General features: G+C 71.3%; 16 protein-coding genes. 11 read left to right on the forward strand and 5 right to left on the reverse strand.

Going from position 1 to position 14,882, the window contains the following annotated elements:
- Nucleotides 1–128: 128 nt before the first annotated feature.
- Entirely contained in the window at nucleotides 129–1,232 is a 1,104-nt protein-coding gene (locus ACIRHA_RS26290) for a bifunctional succinyldiaminopimelate transaminase/glutamate-prephenate aminotransferase (protein ID WP_403850509.1), read from the forward strand.
- Nucleotides 1,233–2,002: 770 nt separating this feature from the next.
- Here ACIRHA_RS26290 and ACIRHA_RS26295 read toward each other — a convergent pair.
- Both ACIRHA_RS26295 and ACIRHA_RS26300 read right to left on the reverse strand, forming a co-directional pair.
- Nucleotides 2,003–2,431, reverse strand: coding sequence for an ATP-binding protein (locus ACIRHA_RS26295; protein WP_403850512.1), 429 nt, complete (start codon nucleotides 2,429–2,431; stop codon nucleotides 2,003–2,005).
- 298 nt (nucleotides 2,432–2,729) lie between these two features.
- Entirely contained in the window at nucleotides 2,730–3,677 is a 948-nt protein-coding gene (locus ACIRHA_RS26300) for a heavy metal transporter (RefSeq protein WP_403850514.1), read from the reverse strand.
- Nucleotides 3,678–3,739: 62 nt separating this feature from the next.
- Here ACIRHA_RS26300 and dapE point away from each other — a divergent pair, with 62 nt between their 5' ends.
- Together dapE and ACIRHA_RS26310 are read left to right on the forward strand one after the other, a co-directional pair.
- On the forward strand, nucleotides 3,740–4,822 hold the full coding sequence (dapE, locus tag ACIRHA_RS26305; protein ID WP_403850516.1) for a succinyl-diaminopimelate desuccinylase: 1,083 nt from the start codon (nucleotides 3,740–3,742) through the stop codon (nucleotides 4,820–4,822).
- Nucleotides 4,823–5,048: 226 nt separating this feature from the next.
- Nucleotides 5,049–5,798 (forward strand): TIGR00730 family Rossman fold protein, encoded by a 750-nt coding sequence (locus ACIRHA_RS26310; RefSeq protein ID WP_351333434.1) that lies wholly within the window; start codon nucleotides 5,049–5,051, stop codon nucleotides 5,796–5,798.
- A gap of 18 nt (nucleotides 5,799–5,816) precedes the next feature.
- Here ACIRHA_RS26310 and folP read toward each other — a convergent pair whose 3' ends face one another.
- Nucleotides 5,817–6,677: a dihydropteroate synthase gene (gene folP / locus ACIRHA_RS26315; protein ID WP_403850520.1), complete on the reverse strand. Its 861-nt coding sequence runs from the start codon at nucleotides 6,675–6,677 to the stop codon at nucleotides 5,817–5,819.
- A gap of 129 nt (nucleotides 6,678–6,806) precedes the next feature.
- Here folP and ACIRHA_RS26320 point away from each other — a divergent pair, with 129 nt between their 5' ends.
- Both ACIRHA_RS26320 and ACIRHA_RS26325 read left to right on the forward strand, forming a co-directional pair.
- Nucleotides 6,807–7,208 carry a DivIVA domain-containing protein gene (locus ACIRHA_RS26320; RefSeq protein ID WP_403850523.1) on the forward strand — a complete coding sequence of 134 codons (402 nt, stop codon included), beginning with the start codon at nucleotides 6,807–6,809 and terminating at the stop codon, nucleotides 7,206–7,208.
- Nucleotides 7,205–7,804 (forward strand): DNA-3-methyladenine glycosylase I, encoded by a 600-nt coding sequence (locus ACIRHA_RS26325; protein WP_403850526.1) that lies wholly within the window; start codon nucleotides 7,205–7,207, stop codon nucleotides 7,802–7,804. Before ACIRHA_RS26320 ends, ACIRHA_RS26325 begins: the two co-directional genes overlap by 4 nt.
- Nucleotides 7,805–7,821: 17 nt before the next feature.
- Here the strand turns inward: ACIRHA_RS26325 and ACIRHA_RS26330 are convergent, their stop codons facing one another.
- The gene (locus tag ACIRHA_RS26330; protein ID WP_403850529.1) at nucleotides 7,822–8,625 is read right to left on the reverse strand and encodes an enoyl-CoA hydratase/isomerase family protein; all 804 of its coding nucleotides are present in this window, start codon (nucleotides 8,623–8,625) and stop codon (nucleotides 7,822–7,824) included.
- 320 nt (nucleotides 8,626–8,945) lie between these two features.
- Here ACIRHA_RS26330 and ACIRHA_RS26335 point away from each other — a divergent pair, with 320 nt between their 5' ends.
- On the forward strand, nucleotides 8,946–9,113 hold the full coding sequence (locus ACIRHA_RS26335; protein WP_266713770.1) for a DUF3117 domain-containing protein: 168 nt from the start codon (nucleotides 8,946–8,948) through the stop codon (nucleotides 9,111–9,113).
- A 178-nt stretch (nucleotides 9,114–9,291) separates the two neighbouring features.
- Here ACIRHA_RS26335 and ACIRHA_RS26340 read toward each other — a convergent pair whose 3' ends face one another.
- Nucleotides 9,292–9,990 (reverse strand): O-methyltransferase, encoded by a 699-nt coding sequence (locus tag ACIRHA_RS26340; protein ID WP_403851137.1) that lies wholly within the window; start codon nucleotides 9,988–9,990, stop codon nucleotides 9,292–9,294.
- A 228-nt stretch (nucleotides 9,991–10,218) separates the two neighbouring features.
- Between ACIRHA_RS26340 and sigE the strand changes: the two genes are divergently transcribed.
- From sigE to ACIRHA_RS26365, 5 genes are all read left to right on the forward strand, one after another.
- On the forward strand, nucleotides 10,219–10,923 hold the full coding sequence (gene sigE / locus ACIRHA_RS26345; RefSeq protein ID WP_403851139.1) for an RNA polymerase sigma factor SigE: 705 nt from the start codon (nucleotides 10,219–10,221) through the stop codon (nucleotides 10,921–10,923).
- On the forward strand, nucleotides 10,920–11,918 hold the full coding sequence (locus ACIRHA_RS26350; protein WP_403850532.1) for an anti-sigma factor family protein: 999 nt from the start codon (nucleotides 10,920–10,922) through the stop codon (nucleotides 11,916–11,918). The genes sigE and ACIRHA_RS26350 overlap by 4 nt, the downstream gene beginning before the upstream one ends.
- Before the next feature lie 357 nt (nucleotides 11,919–12,275).
- The gene (locus ACIRHA_RS26355; RefSeq protein ID WP_403850535.1) at nucleotides 12,276–13,367 is read left to right on the forward strand and encodes a S1C family serine protease; all 1,092 of its coding nucleotides are present in this window, start codon (nucleotides 12,276–12,278) and stop codon (nucleotides 13,365–13,367) included.
- A 167-nt stretch (nucleotides 13,368–13,534) separates the two neighbouring features.
- Nucleotides 13,535–14,014: a sec-independent translocase gene (locus ACIRHA_RS26360; RefSeq protein WP_403850538.1), complete on the forward strand. Its 480-nt coding sequence runs from the start codon at nucleotides 13,535–13,537 to the stop codon at nucleotides 14,012–14,014.
- A 164-nt stretch (nucleotides 14,015–14,178) separates the two neighbouring features.
- Nucleotides 14,179–14,850, forward strand: coding sequence for a hypothetical protein (locus ACIRHA_RS26365; RefSeq protein WP_403850541.1), 672 nt, complete (start codon nucleotides 14,179–14,181; stop codon nucleotides 14,848–14,850).
- The last annotated feature ends 32 nt before the right edge of the window (nucleotides 14,851–14,882 follow it).

Here is a 14,882-nt window from a genome sequence, read left to right on the forward strand (position 1 = left end):
GGTACGCACAGGCACTGCCCCGGTCCCGTACGGCTCTGACTGCCGTACGGGACCGAGGTGTTTGTCCACCACGTCGCGAAGAGAGCCGCGTCGCGAAGAAAGCATCACGAGGAAAGCGAGCCAGCCAGGTGTCCACCGTCCCGGCCCCCATCGACCGCCTCCCCGCCTTCCCCTGGGACAAGCTGGAGCCGTACAAGAAGACGGCCGCGGCGCACCCGGACGGCATCGTCGACCTCTCCGTCGGCACGCCCGTCGACCCGGTGCCCGAGCTGATCCGGAAGGCGCTGGTCGAGGCCGCGGACTCGCCGGGCTACCCGACGGTCTGGGGCACCCCCGAGCTGCGTGACGCGCTCGTCGGCTGGTGCGAACGCCGCCTCGGCGCCCGTGACTTCGACCACACGAACGTCCTGCCGGTCGTCGGCTCCAAGGAACTGGTCGCCTGGCTCCCCACCCAGCTGGGCCTCGGCCCCGGCGACAAGGTCGCCTACCCGCGTCTCGCGTACCCGACGTACGAGGTGGGCGCCCGCCTGGCCCGCGCGGACCACGTCGTCTACGACGACCCGACCGAGCTCGACCCGGCCGGCCTGAAGCTCCTGTGGCTCAACTCCCCGTCGAACCCCACGGGTCGGGTGCTGGGCAAGGACGAACTGAAGCGCATCGTGGACTGGGCGCGTTCGCACGGCATCCTGATCTTCTCCGACGAGTGCTACCTGGAGCTGGGCTGGGAGGCCGACCCGGTCTCGGTCCTGCACCCGGACGTCAACGGCGGCTCGCACGAGAGTCTGGTCGCGGTCCACTCGCTCTCCAAGCGCTCGAACCTGGCGGGTTACCGCGCGGCGTTCATCGCGGGCGACGCCTCGGTGCTCGGCCCGCTCCTCCAGATCCGCAAGCACGGCGGCATGATGACCTCCGCGCCGACGCAGGCGGCGGTCGTCGCGGCGCTCGGCGACGACGAGCACGTGCGGGTGCAGCGGGAGCGCTACACGGCCCGCCGCGAGGTGCTGCGCTCGGCTCTGCTGGCCCACGGCTTCCGCATCGAACACAGCGAGGCGAGCCTGTACCTCTGGGCCACCCGCGACGAGTCCTGCTGGGACACGGTGTCCGCCCTGGCCGACCTCGGCATCCTGGTGGCCCCCGGCGACTTCTACGGCGAGGCTGGCGCCACCTTCGTACGCGTGGCCCTGACGGCCTCGGACGAGCGGGTGGCGGCGGCGGTGGCCCGCCTGACCTGACGGGGGCACGGGCCCCACCGCTTCGCCCGGGGGCGGGGCCCGAACTGGGGCTTCGCCCGGGGGTGGGGTCTCGCGATCCGGGGCTTCGCCCGGGGTTGGGGTCTCGCGATCCGGGGCTTCGCCCGGGGGGCGGGGCCTTGCGAACCGGGGGCTTCGCCCGGGCCCCGTTGGCTCGCGCTCAAGAGCGGGGTTTGATCCACCCACCGCCATGGGGGCAGCGGACCGCCACCAGGCCGCCCGCCCATCTCCCACCCACCCGCCCCCTCCGGGGGCGTCGGCCCGACGGAGTGCCGCCACCGCCTGGGTAACCCGCCGCGCGGGCGTCGGGGTGGCCGCCACCCCGCCCTGGGCAATCTGCCGCGCGCGCGTCCGGGTGGCCGCCACCCCGCCTTGGGCAATCTGCCGCCTTGGGCGGCAGGGTGGGCAAGGCGGCACCCCGGTGCCGCGCAACGAGGGCGATGGGCGCCGACCCCGGCGAAGCGCCGGACCCCGGGGTTGCGCACCTGTGGCGCGGGGCTCGGCCCCGGCGAAGCGCCGGACCCCGGGGTTGCGCACCAGTGGCGCGGGGCTCGGCCCCGGCGAAGCGCCGGACCCCGGTGCCGCGCACCAGTGGCGCGGGGCTCGGCCCCAACGAAGCACCAGAACCCCGGTGCCGCGCACCAGTCACCCCGGCCCCGGCCCCGGCACGGCACGGCCCCGCCACGGCCCGGCAGCGAAACGGGGTGCCAGGAGCAGAACGCTCCCGGCACCCCGTTCAGCCAATCCGGCGGTCAGCCGATCGGCAGGCCACCCAGCGCCCCGGTCGGCAGACCACCACCACCCACCGGCAGCCCACCATCCGTCGCGGTCCCGGCCGTCTCACCGAGCACGTCACCCGCGCTACCGGCCACCCCACCCGCGGCGTCCTGCGCGGCCGGCACGGCGGTCTTCGCGCCGGAGCCCACGACCTTGCCCGCCGCCGGAACGGCCTTCTCGACGGCCTTGCCACCGGTGGCACCGGCCGCACCGCTGGTGTGCCGAGCCGCACTGTCGACGGTGCTGCCCACGTTCGCACCGTCCAGGGCGGTCACACCGCCCAGGTCGGTCGTGGCCGGAAGGGCGACGGCGCTCGCGGAGCCGGCCGCACCGACCACGGGCGCCGCTCCTGCCGCTACGAGCAGCGCGGCGCGGGCGATCCGGCGGGTCAGGGGGAGGGACATGATGCTCCTTAGACGGGAGAGAACGTTTGGTGCCCGGTTGCCGTGCGGCGATCGGACGCCGTGACAACCGCCCCAGCCCCCAGGAAGGTTGCGGGTCGGAAACGTAAAGGGTTCGCAATGCGTCGCATTATCAGTTGTGGGCAGAAACGGGCAAACTGCACGCATCGCCGCCCTCTGCAGAACCCTTACGGCGCGCTGCTCACAAGGGTCTTGGGGGTGAGGCCCCACCTCACCCGAAGGTGCCCCTTCGGCGTCCACCCAGCATGATCCGCGTTACCCGTTCGAGTGAGCGTCCGGACTACTGCCCAGTGACGATCCGGACCTCGCCGACGGTCATCGAGGCCGCAGGACCGGCCCGACCGCCCCGCTTCGCGGACGACACCTTGCGCCATTTGTCCCCGGATCCATCGGCGGCCCACTCGCGGCCCGCGTAGGAGACCCGCTCGATGCGCAGCACCGAGGAGTTGGCCACCGCCCACTGCGCCAGCTCCCAGCCGCGCTGCCGCTCCCCGCCCGCCGCCGAGTCGACGGTGGCGGGCACGGGGACGCGGACGGAACCCGCGCCCGGCCCCTTCGCGGGCGCCACGTCCCGCCCGAAGTCACGGGCGAGCGCGGCCCGCACGCGCGCGGGGTCGCCGGACCGCGCACCCTCGCCACCGACCGCCCGCCCGTCGCAGGTGAGCGACGCGGCGGCGCGACCGGTCAGCGAGGCGGCCAGCAACGTCGCGTCCGGCTCGTGCTTCGCGTACGCCTGCGGATAGCCGCTGCGTTGCACGCGCTGCGCGGCCGCGGTCAGCGGGAGCCGCGAATAGCCGGGGATCTGCGCCAGGTGCGCGTAGAAGCGCTCGGACGCGTACGCCGGATCCATGATCTGGTCCGCGGTGCCCCAGCCCTTCGTGGGGCGCTGCTGGAACAGGCCCAGGGAGTCCCGGTCCCCGTGGTCGATATTGCGCAGCCCCGACTCCTGCAGCGCCGTCGCGAGGGCGATCGTGACGGCGCGCTCGGGCATGCCGTGCGAGGTGCCGACGGCGGCGATCGTCGCCGCGTTCACCGCCTGCTCGGACGTGAACTCATATGTCGCCCCGTCCGCGCCCCCGTTCGCCGATACGACCGTGCATCTCGGCTTGGAGCGGCCCCCGGTGGCGTACTGCACGGCCATGTACGTGGCCACGGCGAGCAGCACGACGAGGGCCGCGCCGATCCGAAGGAGGCGGCCGCGCCGGACGAGAGTGGGGGGCTCAGGCACGCGTCCAAGGTACTGGAGTCCACTGACAGGACCCTCGTCCCATGGGCATTAGGCTCGACGCCATGGACCGCACCCCCCTTGACCTCACGCAGGACGCCGCACGCCTCACGGCGCAGCTGGTCGACTTCGCCTCGCCCAGTGGCAGCGAGAAGGAGCTCGCCGACGCGATCGAGGAGGCCCTGCGGGAGCTGCCGCACCTCACGGTCGACCGGTACGGCAACAACATCGTGGCGCGGACGAACCTGGGGCACGACGAGCGGATCATCCTCGCTGGCCACATCGACACGGTCCCGATCGCCGACAACGTGCCCTCGCGGCTCGACGAGAACGGCACCCTGTGGGGCTGCGGCACCAGCGACATGAAGGCGGGCGTCGCGGTCCAGCTGAGGATCGCGCAGACGGTCCGCGAGCCCAACCGCGACCTCACGTTCGTCTTCTACGACAACGAAGAGGTCGCCGCACACCTCAACGGCCTCGGACACGTGGCCGACGCCCACCCCGACTGGCTGGAGGGCGACTTCGCGATCCTCCTGGAGGGGACGAACGGCGATGTCGAGGGCGGCTGCCAGGGCACCCTGCGCGTCATCCTGAAGACCAAGGGCGAGCGGGCCCACTCCGCGCGCGCGTGGATGGGGAACAACGCCATCCACGCCGCGTCCCCCATCCTGGAGCGCCTCGCCGCCTACGAGCCGCGCAAGCCGGTCGTCGACGGCCTGGAGTTCCACGAGGGCCTCAACGCGGTCCGTATCGAGGGCGGCGTCGCCACCAACGTCATCCCGGACGAGTGCGCCGTCACCGTCAACTTCCGCTACGCGCCCGACCGGTCGATGGCGGAGGCCGAGCGGTTCGTCCGCGACTTCTTCGATGGCTGTCCTATCGAGGAGTTCGTCGTCGACGACCACACGGGCGGCGCGCGCCCCGGCCTGAACCACCCCGCTGCCGCCGCCTTCGTGGCCGCCGTGGGCGGCGAGGTGCGGCCCAAGTTCGGCTGGACCGACGTCTCCCGCTTCAGTGCGCTCGGTGTTCCGGCGGTGAATTACGGACCCGGCAACCCGATCTTCGCGCACAAGATCGACGAGCGGGTCGAGACCTCGCTCATCCTGGAGGGCGAGAAGCGCCTGGCCGCCTGGCTCACCGCTTCCTGACACCTGGCTTCCTGCTGCCCGGCTCCCTGATACTCGGCTTCCCGATACGTCGGGGTCCCTCGCATGACTGTATTTCCCGGGGGATAACCCCCGGACCCCCAGCCGGACAAGCTGCCGGACCGGGGCTACACCGCGTAGCAATCCCGAGGTCCCTCGCATGTAACCCGCGTAGACCTACCCTTGCTCTACGTAAGTGCGTGATACCTGCGCAGGAAGGGAGCAGACGATGAGCAACCCGGAGGGCAAGCGACGTCCTGTGGAGCAGCGGACGGGGCCGGTGGTCCGGCGCCGTGACCAGATGCAGCCAGGGACGAGCGACCAGCGTCTGCTCGACACCGAAGGCCCCTCGGGGTGGGTGCACACCGACCCGTGGCGGGTCCTGCGCATCCAGTCGGAGTTCATCGAGGGCTTCGGCACGCTCGCCGAACTGCCGCCCGCGATCAGCGTGTTCGGCTCGGCGCGCACCCCGGAGGACTCCCCGGAGTACGCGGCGGGCGTCGCCATCGGCAAGGCGCTGGTGGAGGCCGGGTTCGCGGTGATCACCGGCGGCGGCCCCGGCGCCATGCAGGCGGCCAACCAGGGCGCAGTGGAGGCCAAGGGCACCTCGGTCGGCCTCGGCATCGAGCTGCCCTTCGAGCAGGGCCTCAACCCGTACGTCGACCTGGGCCTGAACTTCCGCTACTTCTTCGTACGGAAGACGATGTTCGTGAAGTACGCCCAGGGCTTCGTGGTGCTCCCCGGCGGCCTCGGCACCCTGGACGAACTCTTCGAGGCACTCACCCTCGTGCAGACCACGAAGGTGACGCGCTTCCCGATCGTCCTGTTCGGCTCGCAGTACTGGAGCGGCCTGGTCGACTGGCTGAAGAACACGGTGATCGCCCAGGGCAAGGCATCGGAGGTGGACCTGATGCTGTTCCACATCACGGACGACGTGGAGGAGGCGATCACGCTGGTCACCAAGGAGACCGGTAAGTAGGCCCCTTCGAACAGGCCGTTACGCGAGTCCCCGGCGGGCGACCGCCGGGGGCCGGTGTCCCGCGATGGATGCCACCATGTCCAGCACCTGCCGCGTCTCGGCGACTTCGTGCACCCGGTAGACCTGCGCCCCGAGCCACGCCGACACCGCGGTCGTGGCCAGCGTCCCGATGACGCGCTCCTTGACCGGCTTGTCGAGGGTCTCGCCCACGAAGTCCTTGTTGGACAGCGAGACGAGCACCGGCCAGCCGGTGTCGACCATCTCCGGGAGCCGCCGCGTCGACTCCAGGGAGTGCCGCGTGTTCTTCCCGAAGTCGTGGCCGGGGTCGATCAGCACGGACTCGCGCGGCACCCCGAGGGCGACGGCCCGCTCCGCGTACGAGACCGTCACGTCCAGGATGTCCGCCATCACGTCCTCGTACGTCACCCGGTGCGGGCGCGTGCGGGGCTCGGCGCCGCCCGCGTGCGTGCACACGAGGCCCACCTTGTGGCGCGCCGCGACCTCCGCGAGCTTCGGGTCGACACCGCCCCACGCGTCGTTGAGCAGATCCGCGCCCACCTCGCACACGGCGTCGCCGACCTCGTGCCGCCAGGTGTCGACGCTGATGATCACGTCGGGGAAGCGGCGCCGCACCTCGGCGACGAAGCCGACGGTCCGCCGCGCCTCTTCCTCGGCGGTGACCTCCTCGCCGGGGCCGGCCTTCACGCCGCCGATGTCCACGATCATGGCGCCCTCGGACACCGCCTGCTCGACGCGGGCGAGCGCGGGCTCGTCCCGGAACGTGGCGCCCTGGTCGTAGAAGGAGTCCGGGGTCCGGTTCACGATCGCCATGATCACCGGCTCGTGCGCACCGAATTCGTGCTGGCCCAGCCTGAGCATCCCCTGTGACTCTCCTTCTCGTGCCTGGTTGAACGTCGTCTGCGACCTTAACTGTCGGTGCGGCATGGCACGATCGAAGCCTGACGGTTGAGGGCCGCACGGCCCGTTCGAACCCAGGGGACGGCAGACATGGTCATGTTCTTGTTTCTGGTCGCCGCGCTGGTCGTGGTGATCGCGGCCGTGACGTTCGCGGTCATCGGCGGCGGCGACAGCGGGGCGCTGCGCGACGAGCCGTCCCAGTTCTACGCGGACCCGCTGCCGCCCGACCGGCCGCTGGCCCCCGCCGACCTGGATGCGCTCCGGCTGCCCACGGCGGTGCGCGGCTACCGGATGGCGGAGGTGGACGAGGCGCTGGACCGTCTCGGGGCCGAATTGGCCGAGCGGGACGCGCGCATCACGGAGCTTGAGGCCGCCCTCACCTCGGCCCACACCCGGGCCGGCCCGCAGCCGACCGAGCGGGGCCCCGACACGGGCTACGCGCCACCTGACGAGTACGGGTTCGGATACGGGACGGGGGATGGATTCCGGTGAGCGAGCCGACAGATGGAGCCATCCCGGGCCCCGACGGAAAGCCGCGCTGCCCCTGGGGCCTCTCGACCGAGGACTACGTCGCGTACCACGACGAGGAGTGGGGCCGCCCGGTCCACGGCGACGACGCGCTGTTCGAGCGTCTCTGTCTGGAGGCGTTCCAGTCCGGCCTGTCCTGGATCACGATCCTCAGACGCCGCGAGGGCTTCCGCGCCGCGTTCTCCGGCTTCAAGATCGCGGACGTGGCCGCCTTCACGGACACCGACCGCGAGCGCCTGCTCGCCGACGCCGGGATCATCCGCAATCGCGCCAAGATCGACGCGACGCTGGCGAACGCGCGCGTGCTCGTGGACTGGTCGCCCGGCGAGCTGGACAAGCTCATCTGGTCGTACGCGCCGGACGCCGTCACCCGCCCGGCCCCGAAGGTGCTGGGCGACGTGGCGGCGATCACCGACGAGTCGACGGCCCTCTCCAAGGAGCTGAAGAAGCGCGGCCTGCGCTTCGTCGGACCGACGACGGCCTACGCGCTGATGCAGGCCTGCGGCCTGGTCAACGACCACCTGGCGGACTGTGTGTCCCGTGGGCGTACGAAGGTGTGAGTCCGGTGTGAACCGGGTCAGCGCCCGAGGTACTTCGGGCGCTCCTTCGCGATGAAGGCCTGCACCGCGATGGTGTGGTCCTCGGAGGCGCCGGCCCGCGCCTGCAGTTCGTCCTCCTTGTCGAGCGCCTCGTCGAGGGAGTGGTCCCCGGCGAAGGCGAGGGACTCCTTCAGCGCGGCGTAGGCGACGGTCGGGCCCTCGGCGAGGGTGCGCGCCGTCTTCCGGGCCTCTTCGGCGAGTTCCGCGGCGGGCACGAGCCGGCTCGCGATCCCCAGCTCGTACGCCTCCTGGGCCTTCAGGGAGCGCGGGAAGAGCAGCAGGTCCGCCGCGCGGCCGGGGCCGATCAGGCGCGGCAGCGTCCAGGAGACCCCGGAGTCGGCGGTGAGCGCCACGCCCGCGAACGAGGTGTTGAACGACGCGCTGTCCGCCACGATCCGGTAGTCGGCACAGAGCGCGAACCCGAACCCGGCGCCGGCCGCCACGCCGTTCACCGCGGCCACCACGGGCTTCGGCATCTGGGTCAGAGCCCGCACGATCGGGTTGTAGTGCTCGCGCACCGTGTTCATGGTGCGGCCCTCGCCGGACTCCCGGTCCGCCAGCAGCGAACCGACGTGCTCCTTGAGGTCCTGACCCACGCAAAACGCCCGGTCGCCGGCGGCAGTCAGCAGCACCGCCCGTACCGTCTCGTCGGTGGCAGCCGCCTGCACCGCGTCGCGGAGTGCGACCTTGGCCTCGGTGTTCATCGCGTTCATCGCCTCGGGGCGGTTCAGCGTGATCGTCGCGAGCCCGTCGCTCACCTCGTAGAGCACGGTGTCGGCCATGGGACTCCTCCTATGCGGTCGCTCAGTCGTCCGTGCTCAGCATGACGTAGATCACGACCCATGGAACGCCCTCGGCATGTGACCTGCGTCTAACGAATTGGACTCAGCAGGGGTCCGAAGATGGCGCAGTATCGCAGTCGGATCCCCGAATTGAGGGGTTTTGGTCGAGCGCGTTGCGCAAGCGATGCCGACCGATGTTGGTCATCGGGTCCCGCGATGCGGGATAATGACCTGGAAGCAATGTGTTCGATGCCGGTGACGTGTGCCCACTCAGAGGGCCGTCGGCTGACGATGAGCTGGTTTCAGGAAGGGGAACGAGCATGGCGGCCATGAAGCCGCGGACGGGTGACGGCCCGCTCGAGGTGACCAAGGAGGGGCGGGGCATCGTCATGCGCGTTCCGCTCGAAGGCGGCGGTCGGCTCGTAGTAGAGCTGACGCCGGACGAGGCGAGCGCCCTCGGTGACGAACTGAAGAAGGTAGTGGGCTGACACCTTCTGCGCCCGCATCCATTCCCCGCCGAGGTGGGGTTTGGACCGGTCGTCGGCTGACGCGCGAGCGACCATACCTTTTCGACTGCCCCGGCACACATCTGGTGCCGGGGCAGTCGTGTGTGCGGGGAGCCGTGTGCGCAGAGGGCGGAGGACGCGGAGCGTCGCAGCGCCCTGGTCAGCGCTTGACGGCGCAGAGCAGCCCGTCGCCGACCGGCAGCACCGAGGCCACCAGCTCGGGGCTCTCCCGTACGGCCCGCAGCAGCTCGCGCTGGCGCACCACTTCCACCGGCTGCGGCCCCGCGTCGACGGTCCGCCCCTCGGCGAGGACCCCCTGGAAGACGACCAGGCCACCGGGCCGGAGCAGGCGCAACGATTCAGCGAGGTAGTCGAGGCACTCCAGCCGGTCGCCATCGCAGAAGACCAGGTCGTACCCGCTGTCGGCGAGCCGAGGCAGCACCTCGAGGGCGCGGCCGGGGATGAACCGGGCGCGGTTGCTGGCGAAGCCGGCCGCGCGGAACGCCTGGCGCGCGAACTGCTGCCGCTCCGGCTCGGGGTCGACCGTGGTGAGGACGCCGTCGGGCCGCATCCCGTGCAGCAAATGGACCCCGGACACGCCCGTGCCCGTACCGATCTCGGCGACGGCCTTCGCCCCTACCGTGGCAGCGAGCATCCCCAACGTCGCGCCCGCGCCGGGGGACACCGGGTACAGCCCTGCCTCGCGGGCCCGGTCACGAGCCCAGCGAGTCGCGTCGTCCTCGGCGACAAAGGCGTCGGCGAACGCCCAACTCGTCTGCCGGTTGCCGGTAATGGCCCTCTCCCGTCCCCGTGGATGCCTGCGCGTGACTTTATCCGTTGGTGGCGGGAACTCGCAGATGGGACCGCGCGTTTGAAGAGGCAGGGGGAAAGAGCAGGCTGGACAAGGGGAACACCGGGGGAGAACGCGATGGCGGCAGCCGTGCGGGCGGCGGTCGAGAACCGACCGGCAAATCTGAGTAAAAACGCTTATCCGGAGCTAACGGACGGAGTGGTTATGGTAGGTGCTCCACTGGACACCACCAGAGCCGATAGGGGAGGTGCGGCTGAGCCTGTGGATCGGAGAGGAGTGCTTCGGCGCCTTCTCAGGTCGGCGGGTGAGCCGAAATCCGTGACCAACACCGCTGACCGAATCCGCACCGTTGACTCCGCGCAGACCGCGACCTTTGCCGCCGATGCGGACTCGCAGGCGTGGACTCCCCCCTCGTGGGAGGAGATCGTCAGCACGCACAGTGGCCGCGTCTACCGTCTCGCGTACCGCCTGACGGGGAACCAGCACGACGCAGAGGACCTCACGCAGGAGGTCTTCGTCCGTGTCTTCCGTTCGCTCTCGACGTACACGCCCGGCACCTTCGAGGGCTGGCTGCACCGCATCACCACGAACCTTTTCCTCGACATGGTCCGTCGCAAGCAGCGCATCCGCTTCGACGCACTGGGTGACGACGCCGCCGAGCGGCTGCCCAGCAGAGAGCCGTCGCCGCAGCAGGTGTTCAACGACGCGCACTTCGACGCCGACGTCCAGCAGGCGCTTGACACCCTCGCGCCCGAGTTCCGCGCCGCCGTCGTCCTGTGCGACATCGAGGGCCTCTCCTACGAGGAGATCGCCGCGACCCTCGGCGTGAAGCTGGGCACGGTCCGCAGCCGTATCCACCGCGGCCGCTCGCAGCTGCGCAAGGCGCTGCAGCACCGCTCGCCCGAGGCCCGCAAGGAGCGCCGCACCCTCGCGTCCACGGGGGCCTTCCCCGTCCTCGGAGGAGGGGGCGCGACCGCGTGAGTGGAGCACGTCTCAATCCTGCCGAACGCCAACAGACCGCGGCCGACGAACACCTGGGGGACAGGCTGGCCGCCCTGGTCGACGGCGAGTTGGACCACGACGCCCGTGAGCGCGTCCTCGCGCACCTGGCGACCTGTGCCAAATGCAAGGCCGAGGCCGACGCCCAGCGCCGCCTCAAGAGCGTCTTCGCGCAGGCGGCCCCGCCGCCGCCCTCCGACAGCTTTCTCGCCCGCCTCCAGGGGCTGCCCGCGGGAGGTGACAAGGACGGGGGCACACCACCGTTCGGGGGCGGCGGATTCGGCAGCGGCCGCCCCCTCGGCGGGATCCGGGGCTTCGGCCAGGGAGTCTTCGACGTAGACCCGGAGCCCTTCGGCTACGCGCCCTCCGGCGCGCACGCCGCCGTCCTCCCGAGCGACCAGCACGGCTTCCGCATCCACGAAGTGGCCCGCCCCGACCGGCACGAGAGCGACCGGGGCTCACGCTCCCGCCGCTTCGCGTTCGCCGCGGCCGGCGCGGTGTCGCTCGCCGCGATCGCGCTCGGCGGCGTCACGACCGCGGCCCCGGTCGACAGCTCCGACGCGCGCGGGGGCGGCTCCGGCAGCAATGTCACGCCGCTGCGCAGCCAGTCGGCGGGTGCCGCCGCGGCTTCGGACACGCAGCGCCGCCGGTCGGGTTCCTCGCTGCTCGGCCAGCGCGGGGGCGCCCTCGCGGCGCCCGTCTCGCCGACCGAGGCGGGGGCGCCGCTGCTGCCCGGCGGGGGGCACGCGGAGAGTGCGGGCTACCCGTTCTCGACGCCGCTGCTGGCCGGTGCGGCGCGTATGTCGCCTCTCATACGTCCCGCCGCCCCCGCTGTCGCGGTCTCGGTCGCGCCGCGGCCCACCGTCCCGCCTTCGGCCTCGTCCGACGGCACGTCCTTCGGGGCGACAGGGCCCGGCCTCACCGCCGCCTCGGCGTCGTCGCCGACCGCGTCGTCCCGTCCTTCGTCGCTGCGCTGACACTCTCTGCGCCCGCGCCGTCGAACCTGGTTGAATCCAGGTGAGGCGGTGCGGTGCGGTGCCGTGGGCCGGGTTTGGGGAGAGCAGCGGGTTATGGACGAGGGGAATCCCACGGAGGGCTCCGCCAGGGGTGAGGTGTTGGGGCGGTCGACCGCTCCCACGTCACGGGGCTCCGCCCCGGACCCCGCTGCTCAATCGCCGCAGGGGCTTGAAAATGCCGACCGGCCGCAGAGGCTTGAAGGGCCTGCTCAAGCGCCGCAGGGGCTTGAGAATGTCGACCGGTCGCAGGGGCTTGAAGGGCCTGCTCAAGCGCCGCAGGGGCTTGATGTGGCTCGGCCCCGTCGGAGGCGTCGGCTCGTGGTTGGGGGCGTCGTCATCGCCCTGGTTGCCGGAGGCGTCGGTGGGGTCATTGGGTCGTACATGGAGCGGACGGGCGTCGGGGCGAACATCCAACTGCCGCAGGCCGACGCCGAGTCCAAGCACCGGGACCCCGGCAGCGTGGCCGGTATCGCGGCGCGCACCCTGCCCGGCGTCGTCACCATCCACACCTCGGGTTCGTCGGAGGAGGGCACCGGCACCGGCTTCGTACTCGACGGCCAGGGGGACATCCTCACGAACAATCACGTCGTCTCGTCGGCCGACTCCGACGGTGAGATATCCGTCACGTTCTCCGGCGGCGAGAGCGTCCGAGCCGATCTGGTCGGGCACGACAGCGGCTACGACCTCGCCGTGATCAAGGTGTCCGGAGTGCGCGGGCTCAAGCCGCTACCCCTCGGCAACTCGGAGAACGTGCAGGTGGGTGACCCGGTCGTAGCCATCGGCGCCCCCTTCGACCTGGCGAACACGGTCACCTCCGGCATCATCAGCGCCAAGGGCCGGCCCGTCACGGCGGGCGGCGAGAAGGGCGACGGGAGCGACGTCAGCTACGTGGACGCGCTCCAGACCGACGCGCCCATCAACCCGGGCAATTCGGGCGGCCCGCTGGTCGACGCGGAGGCCCGCGTGATCGGCATCAACAGCGCGATCCGGTCGGCCGACACCGGCGGTTCGGAGCTGCCCGAGGGGCAGTCGGGCTCCATCGGCCTCGGCTTCGCGATCCCGGTCAACCAGGCGAAACGCGTGGCGGAGGAGCTGATCAACGCCGGGCGGGCGACGCATCCGGTGATCGGAGTCACCCTCGACATGGACTTCTCGGGCGACGGCGCCCGCGTCGGCTCGAAGGGCAACAGCGGTGGCCCGGCCGTCAGTGCGGACGGCCCGGGCGCCAAGGCGGGAATCGAGCCGGGCGATGTGATCACCGAGGTCGACGGCGTCAGCGTGCACTCCGGTGAGGAGCTGATCGTCAAGATCCGCAACCACCGCCCCAAGGACAAACTGGTCCTCACGGTCGAACGGGGCGGAAAGGAACGGGAGATGTCGCTCGTTCTCGGTTCCGCAGACGACGGTTGACCGATTCTTGACCGGTCATGGCGCGGGATGCGCGATCCTGGAGGTTCCCCGGTGGCTACCGAATGGACAGGTGGGCCGGGTACCGTGGACCGGGTCCGCTGCCGGACCCTGCCAAAGACCTGCTGCTGATGTTCGACCGCGGGCCGAGGACACGCTAGGAGTGCAAGGTGTTCAACGACATTGGCCCGCTGGAGGTCGTGACGATCGTCGTGCTGGCCGTTCTCGTATTCGGCCCCGACAAGCTTCCGAAGGTCATTCAGGACGTTTCACGCACCATTCGTAAGATCCGGGAGTTCTCGGACAGTGCGAAGCAGGACATTCGCGACGAACTCGGTCCGGAGTTCAAGGACTTCGAGTTCGAGGACCTGAACCCCAAGACGTTCATCCGCAAGCAGCTGGACAGTGACGAGCTGGGGCTCAAGGAGATTCGCAACGGCTTCGACCTGAAGAAGGAGATGGCCGACGTCTCCGACGCGGTGCACACCGTCGGCGAGCTGGAGGACTCCGGATCGTCGAGCGGGTCCGCCGCCGGTGGCCGCGTGGACATGCAGAAGCGGCCCGAGGCGGTCGACATGAGCAAGCGTCCCGAGAAGTCCGGGAAGCCGGCCGCGATCGACCCGCCGCCCTTCGACGCGGACGCGACCTGAACCACCTCGAATCACCCCGAACACGGCTGAACCACGCCTGACGAAACCGGGCCCCGCTGACCCGGTGTGGCATCCTGCCTTGTTGTTGCGCGGAGCGGACGTGAGGACGCCCGAGGGGGGCGGGCCGCGCCGGTCCGTAACTGAGCGAGGAGGCGGCCGGGTACATGGAGACGACGAGTCGGGTAGGCGCGCAGGCGCCGGCCACCGAGGGTGCCGACGAGGCCCTCACGGCCCGGCGCACGGTCGACGGCTACCTGCTGGCGCCCTTCCCGTGGTACGGCCTCGACGAGGCCTTCACGGGACCGCGTTGGCTGATGCAGGTCGGCACCACGGCGGACGGTTCCGTCGAGCACGGTTCGATCGGGCACGGTGACGAGCCCTCCGTACGCAGCGAGCTCACCGAGGACAGCGAGCGGTTCGCGGTCGTGGTGACCGTCGCCGCCAATCCGGTACGGCGCACCGCCGACGGCACCGGCGTCCTGGAGGCCACGTCCGTCTCCTCGGCGGCCTGGCTCGCCGGCGTCGGACTGCTCTCCTACACCTGGCCGGTGCAGATGGACCACACGCTGCGCGACGACTGGCTGGAGCAGCAGACCGAGACGGCGTGGGTGCTCGCGGACGATCTCGCGCCCGAGGACTGGGCGGCGCTGACGCTGCCGGTGGACGGGGTGCCGACCCCGTTCCACTACCGGGAGTCCGAGTACGGCTGGGTGCTCGCCGGTTCCACGCAGGCCGGGGTGCACCTGGGCGCGTACGGGCGCGGCATGAGTGCGTACGGGCTCGGGTTCTCCGTCGTGAAGGACGTCGCGGCGCTGGAACCGGAACCGGACGCGTGACGAGGAACGGCGGGCCGCCCGGGATGGGCGGC

Origin of the sequence: Streptomyces sp. NPDC102360 (assembly GCF_044766085.1) — a bacterium.
Lineage (GTDB): Bacteria > Actinomycetota > Actinomycetes > Streptomycetales > Streptomycetaceae > Streptomyces.

Bases quoted from the DNA above. Each gene is read 5' to 3' on its own strand.
- ACIRHA_RS26330 (WP_403850529.1), bottom strand. From the start codon at position 8,625: ATGGCCGACACCGTGCTCTACGAGGTGAGCGACGGGCTCGCGACGATC.
- folP (WP_403850520.1), bottom strand. From the start codon at position 6,677: ATGCTCAGGCTGGGCCAGCACGAATTCGGTGCGCACGAGCCGGTGATC.
- ACIRHA_RS26335 (WP_266713770.1), top strand. From the start codon at position 8,946: ATGGCGGCCATGAAGCCGCGGACGGGTGACGGCCCGCTCGAGGTGACC.
- dapE (WP_403850516.1), top strand. From the start codon at position 3,740: ATGGACCGCACCCCCCTTGACCTCACGCAGGACGCCGCACGCCTCACG.
- ACIRHA_RS26310 (WP_351333434.1), top strand. From the start codon at position 5,049: ATGAGCAACCCGGAGGGCAAGCGACGTCCTGTGGAGCAGCGGACGGGG.
- ACIRHA_RS26365 (WP_403850541.1), top strand. From the start codon at position 14,179: ATGGAGACGACGAGTCGGGTAGGCGCGCAGGCGCCGGCCACCGAGGGT.
- ACIRHA_RS26295 (WP_403850512.1), bottom strand. From the start codon at position 2,431: ATGTCCCTCCCCCTGACCCGCCGGATCGCCCGCGCCGCGCTGCTCGTA.
- ACIRHA_RS26320 (WP_403850523.1), top strand. From the start codon at position 6,807: ATGGTCATGTTCTTGTTTCTGGTCGCCGCGCTGGTCGTGGTGATCGCG.